This is a genomic window from Streptomyces sp. NPDC008079 (genome assembly GCF_042957385.1).
Taxonomy (GTDB): domain Bacteria; phylum Actinomycetota; class Actinomycetes; order Streptomycetales; family Streptomycetaceae; genus Actinacidiphila.
This window is the reverse complement of record NZ_JBIBIC010000005.1, coordinates 266,912-288,636: the sequence shown is the minus strand read 5'-3', so window position 1 is coordinate 288,636 and position 21,725 is coordinate 266,912. Positions and strand designations below refer to the sequence as shown.

The 21,725-nt window shown below is 73.1% G+C and carries 8 protein-coding genes and 2 pseudogenes; 5 read left to right on the top strand and 5 right to left on the bottom strand.

Annotated elements, in window-relative coordinates; all coding sequences use genetic code 11:
- Nucleotides 1-34 precede the first annotated feature (34 nt).
- On the bottom strand, nt 35-8,953 hold the full coding sequence (locus ACFZAM_RS14595) for an SDR family NAD(P)-dependent oxidoreductase (RefSeq protein WP_391045989.1): 8,919 nt from the start codon (nt 8,951-8,953) through the stop codon (nt 35-37).
- Between the two features lie 775 nt (nt 8,954-9,728).
- Between ACFZAM_RS14595 and ACFZAM_RS14590 the strand changes: the two genes are divergently transcribed.
- Nucleotides 9,729-11,147 carry a condensation domain-containing protein gene (locus ACFZAM_RS14590; RefSeq protein ID WP_391045987.1) on the top strand — a complete coding sequence of 473 codons (1,419 nt, stop codon included), beginning with the start codon at nt 9,729-9,731 and terminating at the stop codon, nt 11,145-11,147.
- 10 nt (nt 11,148-11,157) lie between these two features.
- Here ACFZAM_RS14590 and ACFZAM_RS14585 read toward each other — a convergent pair whose 3' ends face one another.
- Nucleotides 11,158-11,766 carry a hydroxyisourate hydrolase gene (locus tag ACFZAM_RS14585; protein ID WP_391045985.1) on the bottom strand — a complete coding sequence of 203 codons (609 nt, stop codon included), beginning with the start codon at nt 11,764-11,766 and terminating at the stop codon, nt 11,158-11,160.
- Nucleotides 11,767-11,818: 52 nt separating this feature from the next.
- On the opposite strand from ACFZAM_RS14585, the gene ACFZAM_RS14580 reads away from it, so the two are divergent.
- On the top strand, nt 11,819-12,013 hold the full coding sequence (locus ACFZAM_RS14580; protein WP_188281614.1) for a hypothetical protein: 195 nt from the start codon (nt 11,819-11,821) through the stop codon (nt 12,011-12,013).
- Between the two features lie 457 nt (nt 12,014-12,470).
- Here the strand turns inward: ACFZAM_RS14580 and ACFZAM_RS14575 are convergent, their stop codons facing one another.
- On the bottom strand, nt 12,471-16,088 hold the full coding sequence (locus ACFZAM_RS14575; protein WP_391045983.1) for a BTAD domain-containing putative transcriptional regulator: 3,618 nt from the start codon (nt 16,086-16,088) through the stop codon (nt 12,471-12,473).
- An 893-nt stretch (nt 16,089-16,981) separates the two neighbouring features.
- On the opposite strand from ACFZAM_RS14575, the gene ACFZAM_RS14570 reads away from it, so the two are divergent.
- Both ACFZAM_RS14570 and ACFZAM_RS14565 read left to right on the top strand, forming a co-directional pair.
- Nucleotides 16,982-17,974 carry an ATP-binding cassette domain-containing protein gene (locus tag ACFZAM_RS14570; protein ID WP_391045981.1) on the top strand — a complete coding sequence of 331 codons (993 nt, stop codon included), beginning with the start codon at nt 16,982-16,984 and terminating at the stop codon, nt 17,972-17,974.
- Nucleotides 17,971-18,870 (top strand): ABC transporter permease, encoded by a 900-nt coding sequence (locus tag ACFZAM_RS14565; RefSeq protein WP_355341444.1) that lies wholly within the window; start codon nt 17,971-17,973, stop codon nt 18,868-18,870. Before ACFZAM_RS14570 ends, ACFZAM_RS14565 begins: the two co-directional genes overlap by 4 nt.
- A gap of 159 nt (nt 18,871-19,029) precedes the next feature.
- On the opposite strand, the gene ACFZAM_RS14560 is transcribed toward ACFZAM_RS14565, so the two are convergent.
- Nucleotides 19,030-19,497, bottom strand: a complete 468-nt coding sequence (locus ACFZAM_RS14560) for a hypothetical protein (protein ID WP_391045979.1) — start codon at nt 19,495-19,497, stop codon at nt 19,030-19,032.
- Nucleotides 19,498-19,539: 42 nt separating this feature from the next.
- Nucleotides 19,540-20,243, bottom strand: a pseudogene (locus ACFZAM_RS14555) (IS5 family transposase).
- Nucleotides 20,244-20,626: 383 nt separating this feature from the next.
- Here ACFZAM_RS14555 and ACFZAM_RS14550 point away from each other — a divergent pair.
- A pseudogene (locus ACFZAM_RS14550) lies at nt 20,627-21,622 on the top strand (TROVE domain-containing protein); the annotation flags it as partial.
- Nucleotides 21,623-21,725: the final 103 nt, after the last annotated feature.

The following is a 21,725-nucleotide window of genomic DNA, read 5'->3' as shown; positions in this document are numbered from 1 at the left end:
TGTCCTCCAGTACGAAGTCGGGTTGTCGCGAATGTCAGAGTTGGTTGTCGATGAAGTCGAAGAGGTCCTCGTCCGAGACGGTTTCGAGGCCGCCGCCGGGCAGTGCCGGGCTCAGGAGCCGCCCCGGTCCCTCGCCGCCGTCGCGCAGCCGGCTCAGCGCCGCCTGGAGCAGCGCCTCGGTGCGGTCGCGCTCGTCGGGGTCGGCCGGGCCCTCGGCCGCGGCGCCGCCGTCGAGCAGCGCGGACAGCGCGTCGCCGAGGGTGCCCCACAGCCGGTCGCCCGCCGGTACGGGCTCGGCCGGTGCGAAGTCCGCGGCGAGCCGGGCCGCCACGTCCGCGACGGTCGGGTGGTCGAAGGTCAGCGTGGCCGGGAGCGGCACGCCGGTCATCCGGCCGAGGCCCTCCTGGAGTTCCACCGCGGCCAGCGAGTCGAAGCCCAGCTCCGTGAAGGGCCGGTCGACCTCGATCCGGTCGGCCCTGTCGTGCCCGAGGACGAGCGCGGCGCGCTCCCTGACCAGGTCGAGCAGCACCGCGTGCGCCGCCTCCCGGTCGAGCCCCGCCAGCTTCCCGGCGAGTCCGCCCTGACCCGCGGCGGGCGCGGGCGCCGTCGCACCGGTCGCGGCGGCGGGCCGGACGGAGGCCGTCCGGCGGGCCGGGCGCGGCGCCGGCACCAGGCCGCGCAGCAGCGGCGGTACGGGTGACCCGCTGGAGGCCGCGCGGGCCCGCAGTCCGGTCAGGTCCCAACGGGCCGCCACCGTACGGCCGCCCGCCAGGTCGGCGGCCAGCGCCGCGTCGAAGAGCGCCAGACCCTCCTCCTGGCCGAGCGGCAGCGTGCCGATCCGTGCCAGCCGTGCCTGGTCCACCGCGCTCAGCGCCGTGGCCATCCCGGCCTCCGCGGACCACAGGCCCCACGCGACCGAGGTCGCGGGCAGCCCCGCCGCCCTGCGGTGGACGGCCAGCGCGTCCAGGAAGCCGTTGGCGGCGGCGTAACCCGCCTGCCCCGCCGTCCCGAGCACGCCCGCCACGGACGAGTACAGGACGAACGCCGCCAGCGGCAGGTCCGCCGTCGCCTCGTGCAACAGCCACGCCGCGTCCGCCTTGGGCCGCAGCACATTCCCCAGCCGCTCACCGTCGAGCCGCGCGACCACGCCGTCGTCGAGCACGCCCGCGGTGTGCACCACCGCGGTCAGCGGCTTGTCGTCCGCGATCGAGTCCAGCACCGCGGTCAGCGCCGCCCGGTCCGCCACGTCGCACGCCGCGACCCGTACGGCCGCGCCGCGCGCTTCGAGCGCGGCGACCAGCTCGTCGGCCCCTTCGGCCGCCGGGCCGCGCCGCGAGACCAGGAGCAGGTCCCGCGCGCCGTGCCGTGCCACGAGGTGCGCGGCGAGGCGCGCGCCGAGTCCGCCGGTACCGCCGGTGATCAGGACCGTGCCGGTGCCGAGGGCGCTTCCGGGGTCCGGGGTGTCCACGGTCCGCGCGCCGTCGACCGGCTCGGTGCCGGTGCCGGTGCCGGTGCCGGTGCCGGTGCTGGTGTGGGTCTCGGTCTGGGTCTCGGTCTCGCGGAGGGTGAGCCGGGGGACCAGCAGGGCGCCGTCGCGGACGGCCGTCTGGGGTTCCGCCTGGTGCAACGCGGCTGCCAGCAGCGGCCATTCGTCCGGCGCCGTACCGCTCGCGTCCGCCAGGGCGAAGGCGTCGGGGTGCTCGGTCTGGGCCGACCTGATCAGGCCCCAGAGCGGGCCGCCGGTCAGCGAGTCGGGGTCGGCGAGGAAGAGCAGCCGGGTGCCGGCCAGTTCGGGGTCGGCGACGCGTCGCCGTACGAGGTCGAGGGTGTCCGCGAGGACGCGGCGCACGGTCGAGGGGAGGCCGCCGGACGCTGCCGGTTCCTCGGACGTCGGTTCCTCGGATGTCGGGCCCTCGGGCGTCGGGTCCCCGTGCGCCGGGTCCTCGGGTGCCGGGATGACCAGGACGGCCGGGGCCGCGCCCGTGCGGGGGGTGTCGAGGTCGGCGAGTACCGAGGCGGGGCGGCCGGAGGAGCGCAGGGCCGCGGCCACGGGTTCGGCGGCGGCGGAGCCGAGCACCGCCCAGGGCGCTGAGTCCTCGGAGGACGGGGCCGGGGACGCGGCGGCCGGGACCCAGGCGATGTCGTACAGGCCGATGTCCTTGGGGGCCGAGGTCGCCGTGAGGCCGAAGCCCTCGGGGGCGTTGCGCATGCTCACCGTCACCTCGCCCACCGGGCGTCCCGCCGTGTCGCACAGGGACATCCGGGTGCCGTCGCCGGAGGCGTCGCTCGCGGTGAGCCGTACGCGCAGGGCGTCGGTTCCGGGCGCGGGGACGGTGACGGACGTGAAGGAGAAGGGGACGGGGCGGCCCGCCGACGAGGCGTTCCTGGCCTCCAGGACGAGGATGTGCAGGGCGGCGTCGAGCAGGGCCGGGTGCACGGCGAAGTCGGCCGCGGCGGACCGTACGTCCTCGGGCAGCCGGACCTCCGCGTAGAGGTCGTCGCCCGCACGCCAGGCGCCGGTGAGGCCCTGGAAGGCGGGGCCGTAGCCGTAACCCGCGGCGGCGAGCCGCCCGTACACGTCGGTGAGGTCGACCGTCTCGGCTCCGGCCGGCGGCCAGACCGCGGCCCAGCCGTCGTCGGGGGTGGCGTCCGCCGAGGCCGTCAGGTGGCCGGTGGCGTGCGCCGTCCACAGCGCGTCGGTGTCGTCGGCGGGCCTGGCGTGCACGGTCAGCGCGCGCCGCCCGTCCGCGTCCTCGCCGCCGACGGCGACCTGGACCTCGACCGCGCCCAGTGGCGGCAGGACCAGCGGGGTGAGCAGGGTGAGTCCGCCGACCGCCTCGGCCCCGGCCAACTCCGCCGCCTGGAGGGCGCATTCGACCAGCGCCGTACCGGGGACGACGGCGGTGCCGCCGATGGCGTGGTCGGCCAGCCACGGCGTGGAGCGCAGCGAGAGCCGTCCGCCGAGCAGGTGGCCGCCGTCGGCCGCGACGGTGGTCGCGCGGCGCAGCAGCGAGGTGCGGGCGGTCGAGCCCGCGTCGGGCCCCGCGTCGGTGAGCCAGAACCGGCGCCGGTCGAAGGCGTAGGTGGGCAGCTCGGTACGGGCGCCGTCCGCCGCGGTGGCGGCCCAGTCGACGGTGGCTCCGGCGGCGAACGCCTCGGCCAGGCCCCGCAGGAGCGCGTCCTGTTCGTCCCGGCCGCGCCGGACCAGCGGTACGACGCTGCCGGGCCGCCCGGCCAGGCTCTCGCGGGCCATCGGGGTGAGCACCGCCTGCGGTCCGACCTCGAACAGCACGCCGGTACCGGCGGCGGCCAGCCGGTCCACGACCGGCGCGAAGAGCACCGTGTCCCGGATCTGGTCCACCCAGTAGGCGGGGTCGGTCCAGGAGCGGTCGGCGCCCAGGGCGGCCTCGTAAGGGAGTTGGGGTTCGGCGAGGGTGGTCGCGGCGATCTCCCGCCGGAAGGCGTCGAGCATCGGGTCCATCAGCGGCGAGTGGAAGGCGTGGCTGACGGTGAGCCGCTTGGTGCGGCGGCCCGCGTCGGCCCACTGCCGCGCGATGGCCTCGCAGGTCTGCTCCTCGCCGGAGATCACGCAGCTCAGCGGGCCGTTGACGGCGGCCAGGCCCACGGCCCGCGCCGCGTACCGCGGCTCCGCCAGCGTGCCGCGGATCTCCTCCTCGCTCGCTGCGACGGCGAACATCGCTCCGCCGCGCGGGAGTTCCTGCATCAGCCGGCCACGCGCGGCCACCAGCCGTACGGCGTCGGCCGGTTGCCACACCCCGGCCGCGCAGGCCGCCGCGTACTCGCCGACCGAGTGCCCCGCCACGACGTCGGCCTCGACGCCGAGGGAGCGCAGCAGCCGCCACGCGGCCGTCTCGAAGGCGAAGAGCGCGGGCTGGGTGTAGCGGGTCTCGTCCAGCAGGACCGCGTCGGGTCCGTCGGGCTCGGCCCACAGCACCTCGCGCAGCGGGCGGTCGAGGTAGGGGTCGAAGGCCGCGCAGATCTCGTCGTACGCCGCCGCGAACACCGGGAAGGCGGCGTGCAGTTCGCGTCCCATGCCGAGCCGCTGGCCGCCCTGGCCGGTGAAGAGCAGCGCCGTCCGGGCGCGGCCCCTGGCCGTACCGGAGACGGTGCCGGGCCCGGCCGGGTCGCCGTCGGCGAGGGCGCGCAGCCCCGCGATCAGCTCGTCGGTTCCGGCGCCGAGGACGACGGCGCGCTGCTCGAAGACGGTACGGGCGGCCAGCGTGCGGGCGACGTCCTCGGGACGCCTGTCGGCGACGGCGCCGGTCAGCCGCTGGGCCTGGTGCCGCAGCGCCTCGGGGGTGCGGGCGGTGACCGGCCAGGCCAACAGGCCCTGTGCCGGAGTTTCCTGACGGTCCGTCCGCTCGGCGGGAAGGTCGGCCGCGGCCGGTTCCTCCACGACCACGTGGGCGTTGGTGCCGCTGATGCCGAAGGAAGAGACGGCGGCCCTGCGGACCCGCTCCCCGCGCGGCCAGGCCCGCTGCTCGGTGAGCAGCCTGATCCGTCCGGCGTCCCAGTCGGCGCGCGGCGTCGGCTCGTCGGTGTGCAGCGTGCGCGGCAGCGTCTCGTGGCGCAGCGCCTGCACCATCTTGATGACGCCCGCCACACCCGCGGCGGCCTGCGTGTGACCGATGTTGGCCTTCACCGAGCCGAGCCAGACCGGTCGCGCGGCGGCGGGGTCGCCGCCGCCCGGGGCGCTGCCGTAGGTGTCGATCAGCGCGTTGGCCTCGACGGGGTCGCCGAGGGAGGTGCCGGTGCCGTGCGCCTCGATGGCGTCGACGTCGTCGGCCGTGAGCCGCGCGTCGGCCAACGCCTGGCGCACGAGGGCGCGTTGGGCCTGACCGTCGGGCGCGGTGAGGCCGTTGCTCGCACCGTCCTGGTTGACGGCGGTGCCGCGGATGACGGCGAGCACCGGGTGGCCGTTGCGGCGGGCGTCGGAGAGCTTCTCCAGCAGCAGCACCCCCGCGCCCTCGGAGAAGGACGTGCCGTCCGCGTCGGCCGAGAACGCCTTGGCCCGGCCGTCCGCGGCGAGTCCGTGCTGCCTGCTGAACTCCACCAGATTGCCGGGCGTCGACATCACCGTCACGCCGCCCGCCAGCGCCATCGGGCACTCGCCGCCGCGCAGGGCGCGGACCGCCAGGTGCAGGGCGACCAGGGAGGACGAGCAGGCCGTGTCGACGGTCAGCGCGGGGCCGCGCAGGCCGAGGGTGTACGCGACCCGGCCGGAGATGACGCTGAGCGCCGTACCGGTGAGCAGGTGGCCGTCACCGCCGCCGTTCGGCCGGTGCAGCGGGGGGCCGTAGTCGGAGGCCATCGAGCCGAAGAAGACGCCGACCGGCTGCCCGGCGAGCGTGGCCGGGTCGATGCCCGCCCGCTCGACGGCCTCCCACGACGTCTCCAGCAGCAGCCGCTGCTGCGGGTCCATGGCGAGCGCCTCGCGGGGGCTGATGCCGAAGAAGGCGGCGTCGAACTCCGGTGCCTCGTGCAGGAATCCGCCGCCGACGGTGGTCAGGGCGCCGGGCCGGTCGGGGCCCGCGCCGAGCAGTGCGTCCAGGTCCCAGCCGCGGTCGGCGGGCAGCCCGGTGACCGCGTCGGTGCCGTCCGCGACGAGCTGCCACAGCTCCTCCGGGGTACTGACCCCGCCGGGGTAGCGGCAGCTCATGGCGACGACGGCGATCGGCTCGGGCGCGTCGGGGTCGACGCTGGAACCGGCGGACGTACCGGTGTCGGCAGCGGTGTCGGCGGAAGTGCCGTCGCTGGTCACGCTGTTGGGGGCGGGCCGGACGCCCGCGCCGTCCGCCTCGGGCGTCAGCGGCGTCAACCGCGCTGTCAGCTCGGCCAGTCGCTCGGCCAGCCGCTTCGGCGTCGGGAACTCGAAGAGCAGCGTCGTCGGCAGCTTCAGACCGGTGGCGTCCTTGAGCCGGTTGCGCAGCTCGACGGTGCCCTGCGAGTCCAGGCCGAGGTCCTTGAAGCTGCGGCGCGGGTCGATCGCGCTGCCGTCCGCGTGCCCGAGGACCGCGGCGGTGCTCGCGGTGACCAGATCGCGTACGGCCTCGGGAGTGCGGACCGCCACGGGCGCCGGGGCCGCGTCCGAGGGTCCCGCGGTGCCGGCGGCACCGGGACCGGCCGCCGCGCCGAGGATCGGCGCCCCGCCCAGCCAGTGCCGCTCGCGCTGGAAGGCGTACGTGGGCAGGTCCGTCGTACGGGCTCCCGGTACGGCCGCGACGGGCGCCCAGTCGACGTCGGCGCCGTGTACGTAGGCACCGGCGAGGGCGCGCAGCACCTGCGCGGGGCCGCCCTCCTCGCGGCGCAGGGTGGGCACGGAGGCGGCCTCGTGGCCCGCCTCCTCCGCGGTCTCCTCGATCGCGTGCCGCAGCACCGGGTGCGGGCTGCACTCGACGAACAGGCCGTTGCCGTCGGCGAGCGCGGAGCGGGTGGCGTCGGTGAAGCGGACGGCGTGGCGCAGATTGCGGTACCAGAAGTCGCCGTCGAGCTCCGAGGTGTCCTCGACCCGGCCGCCGGTCAGCGAGGAGTAGAAGGGGGTGTCGACGGCGACCGGCCGGACCGGTGCGAGCACGTCGAGCACCTGCTCGCGGATGACTTCCACGGCGGGGGAGTGCGAGGCGTAGTCGATCTTGAGGACCTTGGTGCGGAAGCCGTCGGCGTCGAAGCTCGCGGCCAGCTCGGTGAGCGTGTCCAGCGGTCCGGAGACGACCGCGGAGGTGGGGCTGTTGAGCACGCTGAGGGTCGCCGCCCCGTAGGCCGCCAGCCGTTCCTCGACCATGGCGAGCGGCGCGGACACCGACAGCATCCGGCCGCCGGTGACCTGGAGCAGCACCTGGCTGCGCAGGGCCACCACACGGGCCCCGTCGTCCAGGGAGAGCGCGCCGATGACGGTCGCGGCGGCGATCTCGCCCTGCGAGTGGCCGATGACGAAGTCCGGTTCGACCCCGGCCGCGCGCCACACCTCGGCGAGCGAGACCATCACGGCCCACAGCGCGGGCTGCACCACGTCGAGCCGCTCGAAGCCGGGCGCGCCGGGCGCACCGCGCACCACGTCCACCAAGTCGTAGTCGGTGTACGGGGCCAGCGCGCGGGCGCACTCGGCGATCCGGTCGGCGAACGGGCCGTCGATCTCCAGCAGTTCGCGCGCCATGCCCCACCACTGGGAGCCCTGGCCCGGGAAGACGAATCCCACGCCGCCGGTCGCGGTGTGCCCGGTGATGACCTCGCTGTGGGGTCGGCCCGCCGCCAACTCGCCGAGCAGTGTGTCCAGTTCGGGGCGTCCCGCGCCGAGGACGACGGCGCGGTGGTCGAAGGCCGAGCGGGTGCGCAGCAGGGACAGCGCGACGTCCCGCGCCGGTACGTCGGGGCGCGTGGCGAGGTGGGCGGCGAGCCGGTCCGCCTGGGCGGTCAGGCCGCGCGGGGAGCGGGCCGACAGGAGCCAGGGGGTGGCCGGGGCCGCGTCGGCGTCGCAGTCGCGGCGGACCTCGGGGCTGTCGTCCGCGACGGTCTCGTTTGGCGTGGTCTCGTTCGGCACGGTCCGGGGCGCCGCGGTCTCGTTCGGCACGGTCTGGGGCGCCACGGTCTCGTTCGGCGCGGTCTCGGGCGCCGCCGCCAGGATCAGGTGGCAGTTGGTGCCGCCCATACCGAAGGCGCTGACGCCCGCGGTCGGGCGGCTGTCGGGGGAGCCGGGCCACGGACGGGCGGCGGTGACCACCTCGATGCCCTGCTGCTCGGCCGCGATGGCCGGGTGGAGCGAGGTGAAGTTCAGGCTGGGCGGGAGCGTGCGGTGGCCGATGCTGAGCGCCACCTTCAGCAGACCGACGATGCCGGCCGCGCCCTCCAGGTGGCCGACGTTGGTCTTGGCCGAGCCGACCAGCAGCGGCGGGGCGCCGTGCGCCACCCGGGACTCGGTCTCCAGCGAGGCCCCGAGACCGGCCGCCTCGATCGGGTCGCCGACCGCCGTACCGGTGCCGTGCAGCTCCACGTAGGCGATCTCGGCGGGCGCGACTCCCGCGTCGCGGCAGGCCAGCCGGACGACCTCGCGCTGCGCCTCGGAGTCGGGAACGGTCAGGTGCTCTCCTGTGCCGCTGTTGACGGCGCCGCCGAGGATGACGCAGTGCACGGTGTCGCCGTCGGCGAGCGCGGCCGACAGCGGCTTGAGGAGGACCACACCGCCGCCCTCGCCGCGTACGTAACCGTTGGCCCGGCCGTCGAAGGTGTGGCAGCGGCCGTCGGGGGACAGGGCGCCGAAGCGCTCCAGGGCCCGGTCGCTCTCGCCGAGCAGATTCAGGTTCACCCCGCCCGCCAGCGCCGTCCGCGCGGTGCCGCGACGCAGCTCCTCGCAGGCCAGCCGCACGGCGACCAGGGCGGAGGACTGGCCGGAGTCGACGGTGAGGCTGGGGCCGCGCAGGCCGAGCAGGTGCGAGACCCGGTTGGCGATGATGCTGCGGTGGGTGCCGGTGACGCTGTGCCTGCTGATCCCCTGGCCGCCGAGCCGGTCGTGGACCAGCGCGTAGTCGCCGGTGATGGCGCCGATGAAGACTCCGGCCGCCGTGCCGTGCAGGGTCGAGGGGACGATCCGGGCGTGCTCGATCGCCTCCCACGCCAGCTCCAGGACGAGCCGCTGCTGCGGGTCCATCGCCGCGGCCTCGGCCGGGGAGAGGCCGAAGAAGGCGGCGTCGAAACGGTCCACGTCGGCGATGTATCCGCCGCGCCCGGCCCGGCCCGTGCCGTCCGCGGCACCGTCCGCCGTCGATCCCGCCGTACCGTCCGCCTGGCGCCGGTCCGCCGGGGCCTCGCCGACCGCTTCGCGGCCTTCGCTCAGCAGCCGCCAGAACTCCTCGGGGCTCTTCGCGCCGGGCAGCCGGCAGGACATGCCGATGACGGCGACCGGCTCCGCGGCCGTGGACCGTTCAGTCAGAGCGGACATGACCCACCTTTCGAGGATTGGCTGTTCCAGAACGCATCGCCCGGCATCGCACGCACTGCGGCGCATTGCCGTGAATTTCTTCTTCGTGTTTCTCTTCGCGGGCCCTGACGGTTCGGTAAACGCATTCCGCTGCTCAGGACCGGGAAATACGACCGGGGCGGCCGGCGTGGTCTTCACCGGTGGCCCCGGCTGTTCCGGGCATGGCAGAAGCGTGGACTCCACGGCCCTGGCGGGTCAAGTAAGTTCGCCCCGAACGCGGTGGCAGGGAATACCGCGAACTTGATGCCAACGCGCGCGTATGGACAAGGAGAAGCGACCCATGAATAAGTGTGTGATGCGGCGAAAGGGCCGCCGGAAAACCGTCAGGAGCGAGGTGCGGGAGGAGGTGAAGCAAATGCGCAAGGTGGTCTGTACGCGGGTGGTCTGCACCCGGGTCGTCTGCACGGCCGTGAGCCACGCGCGCGGCACCGTCTGTCGCTGAGCCGTCGCGTTCCACGCGCCGCGCGGCTCGTCACCTTCCTCCCCGCGCCGACGGGCGCGGGGGGAGGGGCCGTACGCGAACCCGTAGCGCGGCCCGGAGCCCGCAGCCCGCCGACCACCGATCACCGACCGCTTTTCGGCGCACGACCGCCGCACGCCTGCCGCACGACCGCCGTCCGACCGCCGCCCCGAAACCCCGTCGGCGCCTCACCTCGCGCCGCGCCACCGCCTCACGCCACGCCGGACCACCGCCTCACGCCACGCCTCGTGCCCCACCTCATGCCACGGAGGGACCATGCCCGTCGACGCCCCGCTCACCTTCGGCCAGTTGTCGACCTGGCGATCGATAGAAACCTTCGCCACCGACCGGCTGATGGAGGTGAACGTCCCCGCCCTGTGGGACGTCGAGGGACTTCAGGCGCCCGCGATCGACCGTGCCCTGCGCGTCCTGACGTACCGTCACGACAGCCTGCGGACGACGTTCCACACCGATGCCGACGGCCGGCCCTTCCAGCGCGTCCACCCCGAAGTCCCGCTCCGGCTGGACCGGTTGGACCTGCCGTCGGTGACCCCGCAGGACGGCGCGCGGGTGCTGCGTGAGCTGTACGCGCGGCCCTTCCCCGTCGTGGGCGACCCCGGCTGGCACGGCACGCTGATATGCGCCGCGGGCCGCCCCCGCTATCTGGCCGTGTCGATGTCGCACATGGTGGTGGACGTCTGGGCGATCCGCGAACTGGAACGGCAGCTCAAGGAGTTGGCGGCCAGGGGCGGCGGGGACCCGGCGGCCGACGGCCGGCCGGGGCCCGCGCCGCGCGAGCTGGCCGTCCTCCAGCACGGCGACGCCTGGGCGGGCCACCGCCGCGGCGCCGAGAAGTACTGGAAGAAGATCCTGGCGGGCGGCCCGCTGAGCAATCTGCCCGCCCGGACGCCCGGTTCCGACGAGCGCCGCATCCAGGCGACGTTGCGCTCCCCGCGGCTCGCCGCGCTGGTCGCGGACGCCGCCTCCGCACACCGGGTGTCGCCGCAGAGCGTTCTGACCGCGCTGACCGGCGCGGCCCTTTCCGGAGTGCTGTCCCGGAACCGGATCATGCTGAGCCTGATGTGCGCCAACCGCTTCGACCCGCTGTGGCAGCCCGTCGTCAGCACCATGAACCAACTGGTGCCGCTGCTCTGCGCGGTGGACCCGGACGCGCCGCTGTCCGGCTTCCTCAAGCGCGCGCATCTCAGCTCGCTGCTGGCCTACCGCCACGGCAGTTACGACGTCGACGCGGCGGCGCGGCTGGCCGCCGAGGCACCGGGGCCGGACGGCTCGCTCTTCGTCCACGACTGCTGGTTCAACTACGTGGCGGAATCGGAGCCGTCCGCCGACGTACCGTCGGCATCGTCACCGCCGCCCGTACCGGCGCGGGACCGGGCCGATGTCCCGTCCGGCGCGTCCCTGACCTGGACGCCCCCGGCCCGCGAGGCGGGTCACCCGTTCTATCTCCGGGTCAACGCCGAAGGGGCTCACCAGGTGGAGCTGACGCTGCGGTCCGACCCCGACGTGCTCGGTGAGGAGGATGTCACCGCCGTCCTGCGGACCATCGCGCTCGGGGCGCTGCGCGCGGCCACCGAGCCGGAGGCCACGGTCGGCGCCCTGCTGGACGACGGACGGGCGAGGGGGGAGCTGGGAGCCGATCTGTTCCCGCGTCAACCGGCCCTCGCCAAGGGGTAGTCGTGGTGCCTCAGGCGCCGCGGTAGCTCAGGAAGGAGTGCGTGGAGACCACGATCGGCAGGTGGATGTCCGCGTCGGACTCGGTCACCCGGAACTCGACGATGGCCCGGGGGTGCAGGGGCAGCGAGCCGAGGACGGCGTAGTACGCGTCCAGGTCGCAGACCACCTGGTAGATGCCCGGCTGGATGTTCCGGTCACCGAGCATCGCCAGCCGGCCGTCCTGACCGGTGCGCCCGCGCACCAGCTCACGCCAGTCGTCTCCGGCGGGCTGGCGCAGCAGGACGTCGACGTCCGCTGCCGGTACGCCGAACGCACTGTCCACGATGTGCACGCAAAGACTCACGGGGTCCCGCCTCCGGGTTCGGGCGCGCCTTTTGCGGTGTCGCGCCTGGGTGGCCACGACGTTGGGGGATGCCCCTATCGTTCCGCCATCGCTCCGGCGGCCCGGGACGATAGGACCGGCGGCCCCCGACGATAGCGAAACGAGGGCGGGGCGAGAGCCGGACCGCCGCGCCGAGCCCCGCGCCGACCTGCGGCGGTCGGGTGAGAGCGCCGTGATAGCGACCGTGATAGCCGGGCGAGGACGGACCGAAAGCGGTCCACCGAACCATGAAGTCATCGAGCCACCGGGACACCTGAACCGGCGGCCCCACAGACTTGGAGATGGCATCATGACGGTTCGCGCCTTCCGCCGCAGCATCACCGCCGCCGCCCTGCTCGTCACCCTCACGGGCGGCGTCGCCGTCGCGGTCACCTCGACGCACTCGTCCACGAACGGCCACACCTCGGTCGTACGTGTCGACGGCGGAACGCCGAAGCCGACCCCCACCCCCACCGCCTCCACGGACAACACCATCTGGGACTGACCTCCGCCGCGGCCCTCGCGGCCCGGCACCCCGTACCACCGCACCGCGCACCATCGCTTCCCCAGCTCCACCCCACGACGACCGCCGCTCGGTCGGCCGGATGAGCCCTTTCTCACGGCGCCCCGGTTCGATCCGGCGAATCGTCTCCCCACGAAGCCCGTGCCGACACGGGCATCCCGCACCGTCGGAGATCCGGCACCCCCACCCGCCCGCGCTCTCGGGTACCTCCGCACCATGACGCCCGTGACCCCGGGCCGCCCACACGGCTGGGCGCCTTCCACCCCGTGACACCCGGTGCTACCGGCTGCCCGGATTCTCCCTGCCCGCACCGGCGGGCGCCCCCGCTCCACGACGCCCGGTCGGCCGCACCTTCACGCCGACCGGAAACACCGCCGACCCGGCAGGCCCCCTGCCGGGAGCTGGCGTTCCCCCAACTCCCCGGCGACTCCTAAGCCGTTCAGCTGTGCAGCTCGGCCTCCGCCGGAAGCTGCGCCGCCGCGACACCCGCGTCGGCGCCCCCGTCGGCCAGCGTACGCAGCAGCCGCCGCACCTCCTCGACCAGCGCGACACCGCCCTTGTCCGTCCGCAGCCCGGTCAGCATGCCCGCCGCCGCCTGCCAGTCGGCACGCGCGCCCTGCGGACGGCCGGACGCCGCGTGCACCCGGCCGCGCAGCACCATCGCGCGCGCCTTGTCCAACGTCGCGCCGATCGCCTCGAAGCCGGTCAGCGCGCGCTCGACGTACTCTGGCGCCGCCTCGACGTCCGAGGTGAGCAGCGCCTCGGCGAGCGCCAGCGCGATCCGGCTCTCCACCATGCGGGCGCCGGCCTGTACCGCCAGTTCGAGCGCCTCGGTCAGCATCGCCCGCGCGGAACCCGGCTCGCCGCGGCGCAGGTCGACCGTCGCCAGACCCAGCAGCGCGTAGCACTCGCCGACCTTGTCGCCGGTCACCCGCACACTGTCCAGCACACGCGTGTAGGCGACATGCGCGTCGTCCAGCCGCCCGACCCGCAGGTGCAGCGCGCCCAGCCGGTTCTGCACCTGAGCGGTGACCCGGCGGTTGCCGACCTCGTGGCAGATCGCCTCGGCGCGCTCCAACAGCCGCAGCGCCGTGGCCGTTTCACCGCAGTCCACGTGCACCTGGGCCATGTTGTGCAGGACGTGCGCCTCGGCGATCCGGTCGCCGGTGACCTGGAAGACGCCCAGCGCCTCCTCCCACCGCTCCTGCGCCGACGCGATGTCACCGGTCAGCCGGTCCAGATAGGCCATGTTGCGCAGTACGAGCGCCGCGCCGTGCTCGTCGCCGAGTTCGTGGTAGAGCGTGTGCGCCCGCTCGAACTGCCGCATCGCCGGGTCCGTGCTCTGCTCGAACATGTGCAGTGAGCCCAGCGAGTAGCGCATCGCCGCCTCGCCGTGCTGATCGCCCGCCCGGCAGGCCGCCTTGAGCGCGATCTCGTGCGTCTCGCGCCAGTTGCCGAAGTACGAGTACGCCTCGAAGAGCGTCACCGAGCTGAGCGCCAGGTCCCAGCAGTGCTCGACGAGTCCGGCCGCCGACGCCTGCCGCACGGCCGCCACGATCGACGTACGCTCCTGCTCGTACCAGGCCAGCGGGTCGGACAGCAGCCGCTCCACCAGCCGGTCGGGCAGCCGCCAGCGCTCCGCCGAACTGCGCCGTTCCAGATAGCCGCCCGCGTACTCGCGGCGGTGCGCCTCACCGGTCAGCGACAGCAGCGCGCCGAGCCAGCGCTCCAGCGCGCCCAGCCGCTCCTCGGAACTCTCCTCCGCCAGCCGCTCCTGCGCGAAGGGCCGCATGATGTCGTGGAAGCTGTAGCGGACATGGCCGCCGGGACCTGGCGTGGCGTCGATCAGATACGCCTCCGCCAGGACTTCGAGCGCCTCCTGCGCGCGCAGCACGTCGACCTGGAGCAGCGGGGAGCCCACCCAGGCCGCGAAGTTGGGCACGTCGAGCAGGGCGAGACGGCGGAAGAGCAGCCGGGCGTCGTCCGGCAGGCTGTCGTACGTCAGCGAGATGCTGGCCCTGACCTGCATCTCACCGTGGTTCAACTCGTCCAGCCTGCGGGACTCGTCGAGCAGCCGGTCGACGAGGTCGGCGACGCTCCAGTGCGGACGGGCCGCCAGCCGCGCCGCCGAGATCCGTAACGCCAGCGGCAACCGGCCGCAGAGCTGGGAGAGTTCGGTGACGCTCTCCGCCTCCGCGACCACCCGCGCCTCACCGATGTAGCGGGCGAGCAGCGCGGCGGCCCCGCTCTCGCTGAGCGCGCCGATCTCCACCCGGCCCGCGGTGGGCAGTCCGGTGAGCCGCTGACGGCTCGTCACGATCACCGAGCAGTCGGCGCTTCCGGGCAGCAGCCAGGTGACCTGACGCTCCGTCATGGCGTCGTCCAGCACGACCAGTACGTGCCGCCCGCTGACCAGGTCGCGGAAGAGCTCGGCGCGTTCCTCAAGGGACTTGGGCAGGCTGGGGCCGACGACACCGAGCGCCCGCAGGAAGCGCTCCAGGATGTCGGACGGGTTCGCCGGACGGTCGCCGACCCGCAGGTGCGCGAAGAGCTGGCCGTCGGGGAAGTCCTGGGTGAGCAGGTGCGCGACATGCACGGCCAGCGTCGTCTTGCCCGCGCCGCCCTGTCCGACGATCACGCAGACGGGCACCGCCTGGTCGCTGCGGTGGCGCTGGTCGCCGCCGATCTGCCGCACGATGTCGTTCACGGTCTCGCTGCGGCTGGTGAAGTCCGGGATGTCGGCGGGCAGCAGGCTCGGCGCGCGCCGCTTGGGCTCCTCGGCCGGCGGCTGGTGCGGCGACTGCCCTTCGGCCTGACCGCGCGCCTGGTCCGAGGCGCCCTCCGGGTCGGCGCGGGCGCCGGGCATGGGGGCGCCCGCCGAGGTGGGCGGCCGGGCCGACTCCGCGGGCGCGCTGCCCGTCGGATCGTCCCGGTCTCCGTACCGGTCGTCGCGGTCCCGCTCCATGCGGTCCCACTGATCGCGGCGGGGTTCGTCGCGCCGGTGCTCGTCCGCGCGGTAGTCGTCACGGCGCGGGTCGTCCCGCCCGTGTTCGTCCCGCCCGTGTTCGTCGCGGCGCTGCTCGTCGCGTCGGCGTTCGTCCCGGCGGTAGTCGTCCCGGCGGGGGGCGTCGCGCCTTTGATCATCGCGCCGCTGGTCGTCCCGGCGCTGTTCGTCGCGCCGCTGGTCGTCACGGTGTTGATCGTCGCGCCGCTGGTCTTCGCGGTGCTGCGGCTGACGCCCCTGACCGTCGTGGTCCCGGCTGTCCCGGCTCGTCGAACGCCCCGACGTCGTCTCGTCCGGCTCCGCGCCCGGCAGCGAAAACGTACCGGCGAGCATCGCCCGGTGCAGGCCGCGCAGTTCACTGCCCGGGTCGATGCCCAGTTCGCTCTGCAATTCCTCACGCACCTTGCGGTACGCGTCCAGCGCCTCCGCCTGCCGCCCCGCCGCGTAGAGCGCGATCATCAGGAGCGCCCTGAAGTGCTCGTGCAGCGGATACTCGGCCGCGAGGGACGTCAACTCGCCGATCAGCCGGTGCTGTTCACCCGCGATCAGCCCGGACTTCAGACTCTCGCCGAGCACGGCGAGCCGCCGCTCGTTGAGCCGCCCCACTCCCTGCTGCACCAGCGTGCTGTCCACGTCGGCGAGCGCGGGACCGCGCCACAGTTGCAGCGCGTCCCGCAGGATGCGGGCCGACCCGGCCGGGTCCCCGGCCGCCAACGCCGCCTGCCCTTCGTGGACTTCGGCCTCGAACCGGTGCAGGTCGAGTGTGCCCGCGGGGACCCGCAGCAGATAGCCGGGCCGTCGGGTCTCGATCAGGTCCTCGCCGCCGCCCGCGAGGATGCGCCGCCGCAGGTTGGAGATACAGATCTGGATCTGCCCACGCGAGGTCGCCGGCGGGTCGTCGCCCCACACGGCGTCGATGAGCCGTTCCACCGGGATCACATGACCGGCCTCGATGAGCAGCATCGCCAGTACCGTCCGCTCGCGGGCACCGCCGAGTTGCACCGGGCGCCCGTTCGCCGAGACTTCGAGGTGCCCGAGTATGCAGAACTCCAACGATTTACCCCCGGCTACTGTCGGTAACGGAGCGGGTGAGTGCGCTGTCCCGCCGCGCGAGGCCCCGGTGTGCGCGGCGGGCCTCTATTGCGTGTACTCCGTGCCGCTCAATTGGACGAATTCTCATTCATGACGCAGCACAAATCAAGATGTCCATAGCAGCATGGTTGATTTCGAAGAGAGCCACTGGGGTGAGTGGGGCGCGTGTGACATGAGTGCGTCATCGACTTCCTCCCGGGGCCGCACTTCGGCGCCGATCCCCGCCGCGCGCCGACCCGCCGCCTTGTGTCGCGACACTCCCCGTAAGTAGCGTCCTGTCCGTCTTTCCCCGTCACATACGGCGACGTTCCGGCTGCGAATCCGGTATGTCCGCCCGTGGGGTATCGGTCATGCGCTGTCCCCCCTGCCCGCCCGGCCCGCGGCCCTCGGCCGGACCCGCCGGAGACCCTATTGGCCGCCTCCGGATCAATGTTCAGAACACCCGGATGGTGTGAGAATGAATGAATTCACGCCGTCATTCCCTTGAATCCTGTACGAGTTTCCCGAATGGGTCCTTTACTGGCTCTTCGCAACCGTGTACTGCCACTTCGGGAATCCGCGGCCATTGGGCATATGCGCCGGTCCTGTTCCCCGGCCCCGCTCCTCGGGCCGCTCACAGCCCCCGCGACGGCGGTCGGGGACCCCGCCGGGAGGCGGGCGGTCCGCTTTTCGCGATCATCATAAACGCCCCCGCCCGCGTCGGCCGACGTCCCCCGGTCGGACCGTTGTCGCGGGCCGCGCGGACGGGGGCGTGTTTCGATGACGAGAGCAGCGGGCGCACGGATCGGGCAGCCGACGGGCGCGGGCCGGGCGGCGGACGGGCATGCGGGTCGAGCGGAGCCGGGAGGTGGGACATGGCGGTCGAGGCGGCGGTGGAGCGGACGGGCCCCGGCGGCGGACGGCCCCCGGTGATCCGTACGGTCGGGCTCACCAAGCGGTATCCCAAAGCGCCCGTCATGGCGGTCGACGGCCTCGACCTCGAGGTCTACGCCGGGGAGTTCTTCGGACTCCTCGGACCCAACGGCGCGGGGAAGACCACCACCATCGGCATGCTCGCCACGCGCGTGGTCCCCACCGGCGGGAAGGCGTACGTCGGGGACATCGACGTCGTCGCGCAGCCCGCGCTGGCCAAGCAGGTCATCGCGGTCGTGACGCAGCAGAACACCCTGGACCGCTCGCTGACGGTGTGGGAGAACCTCTACTACCACGGGCTGCTGTTCGGGATCTCCGCCGGACGGTCGCGCGAACTGGCCGACGAGTCGTTGGAACGCTTCAGTCTGTCGCGCTGGGCCGCCTCTCCTGTGGGCAACCTGTCGGGCGGCATGGCGCAGCGGCTGCTGGTGGCGCGCGCGATCATGCACCGCCCGGCCGTCCTCTTCCTGGACGAACCGACGGCCGGTCTCGATCCGCAGAGCAGACTCGCGCTGTGGGAGATCCTGGCCGGGCTCATCGCCGACGGCCAGACCATCGTGCTCACCACGCACAACATGGAAGAGGCCGACCAGCTCTGCGACCGGGTGGCGATCATCGACCACGGGAAGATCCTCGCCCTCGACACACCGGAAGCCCTCAAGCAGGGAGTCGGCGCCGACACCATCGTCACCGTGCTGGCCAGTGGCGACCACGAAGCCCTCGCCGCCCGCCTCACCCGGGACATCGAGGGCGCCGTCCGCACCCGGCTGGTCGACGGCGGCGTCGAACTCCAGGTCCAGGGCGACGAACGCCTGCTGCCGCGCGTGGTCGCCAGCACCGAGCGGGGCGGCTTCGAACTGGTCGACCTGTCGATCGTGCGCAGCTCCCTGGAGACCGTGTTCATCAGCCTCACCGGCAAGGAGCTGAGGGAATGACCGCACCACCGGCCGGACCCTCGCAGCCGCTGTCCCCGACGCACCGCCCGGTCACCGTACGGCCGAGCCGTTCCGTGGCCGCCGCCAGCCGTACCGCCCTCGGCGCGCTCGTCCGGCGGGACCTGCGGGTGCTGTGGAAGAGCTTCGGGCAGTTCGTCGCCCGGACACTCGTCCAGCCGTTCCTGCTGGTCTTCGTCTTCCTCTACGTCTTCCCCACCATCGGGCAGGGCATCGGCGGCGCCGGGGGCTCGACGGGCGAGTCGGACTTCGCCACCGTCCTCGTGCCCGGTGTCGTCGCCATCAGCATCATGTTCCAGGGCATCCAGTCCGTCGCGATCCAGATGTCACAGGAGTTCGGCTACACCCGCGAGATCGAGGACCGGGTGCAGGCGCCCTGCCCGATCTGGCTGGTCGCCGTCGCCCGCGTGCTGTCCGGCGCCGTCCAGGCCCTGATCTCGGCGGTCATCGTCTTCCCGATCGCCGCGGTCGTCCACGCGCCCGGCGTCCACGCCCATCTCACCGTCCACTGGTGGATCGTGGTCACCCTGATCCCGCTCGCCTGCGTCGCCATGACCTCGCTCGGCCTGATGCTCGGCACTACCTTCCAGCCGCAGAACATCGGCGTCATGTTCGGCTTCGTCGTCCTGCCCCTGGTCTTCCTCGGCGGCACCTACTACCAGTGGACGAAGCTCTCCCTCGTCCACCTCGGCGGCTTCCACTGGCTCCAGATCCTGGTCCTGGTCAACCCGCTCATCTACATCACCGAGGGCATGCGCGCCGCCTTCACCGAGTCCACCCACATGTCGCTCTTCGCCGTCTACCCGGTCCTGATCGCCGCCTGCGCCGTCTTCCTCACCCTGGGCCTGCGCAACTTCCGGCACCGCGTGCTGTCCTGACCCACGGGCGGACCGCCTCACGGGCTCACGGGTTCACGGACCCACGGGCGGACGGGTTTACCGACCCGCGAGCCGCGGCCGGTGCGGCCCGCGCGGCTTAGACGTCGTTTCTTATGGCTGTGTGAGCCGATTTGGCGACAGGCGTCTTGGGGGCTTCGGTCACTCTGCGACTGGAAACGCTGCCTGGGCCAGGGTCTGTGCTGTGAGGAGTACGGCGTTCTCCCAGGCTCGGAGACCTTCATGAGACAGGTAGTCGAGGTAGTACTCCTCGCCCACGGCCTGGACGAATTCACGCTCGGCCTTCGTCTGCGACGCGAGCCCCTGCCAGATTCGAGCCGCTGCGACCCTCGGCGATACTGCACCGGCGCATAGCCGTGTCGCCATGTGGTGCAGGAGACAGCGCTCAGCGGTCTCGCCATCGGGGATCCGGACTCCGAGCTCCGCCATCGCCCGGTCGAAGAGTTCGTCGATCTCTGCTGTCTCCGCCCGTCGGGAAAGGCCCGCCAGTTCACACAGCGAGGGAGAGTCGTATCCGTCAGCCAGCAGGTGGGCCGCCGCCATCGGCAAGTCCTCCGGGAAGATCAAACGCACGACGTACTGCCAGGCGACTGTGGCGAGCTGGTCCATGAGGGCATCCTGCCTGCCCAGGAATACGTCTGACCAGCGAATTTACGCGCGTCGTGCGAGTCGGCGGTGGCAGATCAGGGCGGCGGCTATGGCAGTGAAGGCGAGGAAGTGCTCGGCTGTGCGTTCGTAGCGGCGGTGGAGCCGGCGGCAGCTGGCCAGCCAGGAAACGGTCCGCTCAACCACCCAGCGGTGCCGCCCCAGGCGTTGTGAGGACTCGATGCCCCTGCGGGCAATGCGGTGGCGGATGCCGCGCACGAGCGGTATCAGTCCCTGGCTGTCGTGGAGGTTGGCGGCGGAGATTCCGAGGGAGAGGGGCAGTCCGTCGCGATCGGTGACAAGGTGGATCTTCGATCCATTCTTGCCACGGCCGGTCGGATTCGGTCCCGTCAGAGGCCCCCTTTCGCGGCTCTGACGTTGACGGAGTCGACTGCGCACCTGGACCAGTCCAGCTCACCGCAGGCGCCCAGTTCGTCAAGGATGACGCGGTGGAGTCTGGCCCAGACCCGCGCTTTGCTCCACTGGGCGAAACGCCGGTAGACCGTGGGCCAGGCCGGGCCGAAGACCGGCGGAAGCTGCCGCCAGGTGCAGCCCGATGTTGCCACGAAGATGATCGCCGCCAGCGCCTCCCGGTCACCTGCCCGCCGTCGGCCTCCGCCCTGATGACGTTTGACCTCGGTGGGAGGCACCACCCGCCGAAACAGCACCCACAGGTCCTCCGGCACCAACCGTTCCACCAGATCCGTCATGCACTGCTCAACGACAACCAGCACCAAAGGAAACGACGTCTAAATCAGTCGGCACGTTCGGGGCACGTGGCTATGCTGACGATCGACAACAGCACCTCCCGGTGCGCAGGTCGCGGTTACTTCTTTGTGGTAGAACCACTCCGGTGGGCGGGGTTCGAACCCCGCAGAACCGCGGCCGTCCTGATCTCGGGGGGCGCAGCATCGGCGGTGTCCGGTGCGCGGACAACGGGTACTTCCACTGTTCATGGTGAGACGTGGGTTCGAATCCCACCGGGCGTGAAACCCCGTAGCTCAGCGGCCCAGAGCGCATTGTTCCCGTCGTCGACCCCTGATCTCGGACACCGCCCCGCTGGGCTTCCCCTCCGACGCGGGGGGACTCTTCCATGTCTCGTTTCAATCAGCGCGGCGTCAAGCCGCGGGCCACGTCGCCCGTGACCACGTCCGGCGCGCGGACCGTGACGGCGGAGGGCGGCTCCGGCCACCTGCGCGACCCGCGGTCCGAGCTCTTCCTGCTCGCGATATCCAACGTTGTGGGAACCGACACCTTCTACGAGAAGGGCGGCGACCGCGACGACCGGTACCAGCGGCTGGTCCGCCGACTGGCGATCGAGGACCCGCGGTGGACGGCCGCGCTCCTTGCCTGGCTGCGCGGCGACGGCAACATGCGCACGGCGGCGCTGGTCGGCGCCGCGGAGTTCACCGCCGAGCGGCTGCGCAACGACGCGCCCGGCTACTCCCGGCAGGTCGTCGACTCGGTGCTCCAACGGCCCGACGAGCCCGGCGAGTTCCTCGCCTACTGGACCTCGACGTTCGGCCGCCGGCTTCCCAAGCCCGTCAAGCGCGGTGTCGCCGACGCCGTACAACGCCTGTACAGCGAGCGGTCGTTGCTGAAGTACGACACCGAGTCCAAGGGCTACCGCTTCGGTGACGTCCTCGAACTCGTCCACCCCTCGCCTGCCGCCGACAAGCCCTGGCAGGGCGACCTGTTCAAGCACGCCATCGACCGGCGACACGGCCGCGGCGACGACATCCCGGCCGCGCTGCGGATCGTCCGCGGCCGGGCCGAGCTGATGGCCGTGCCGGTCGGGAACCGCCGCGGCCTCCTCGGGAGCGGTGGCGGTGACCGGACCGACGGCACCGACGGCACCGACGGCACCGACGGCACCGACGGCAGCAGCCGTATCGCCGCCGCCGGCATGACGTGGGAAGCGCTGGCGGGCTGGCTCCAGGGCCCGATGGACAAGGCCGCGTGGGAGACGGTCATCCCGTCGATGGGTGTCTTCGCGCTGGTCCGCAACCTGCGGAATTTCGACCGCGCCGGGGTGTCCGACGAGGCCGCGGCGCAGGTCGCGGCCACGATCTGCGACCCGGAGCGGGTGGCGCGCTCGCGCATGCTCCCGTTCCGGTTCTGGGCGGCCCACAAGCACGTCGCATCGCTGCGCTGGGGCCACGCGCTGGACAAGGCGCTGAACCTCTCGCTCG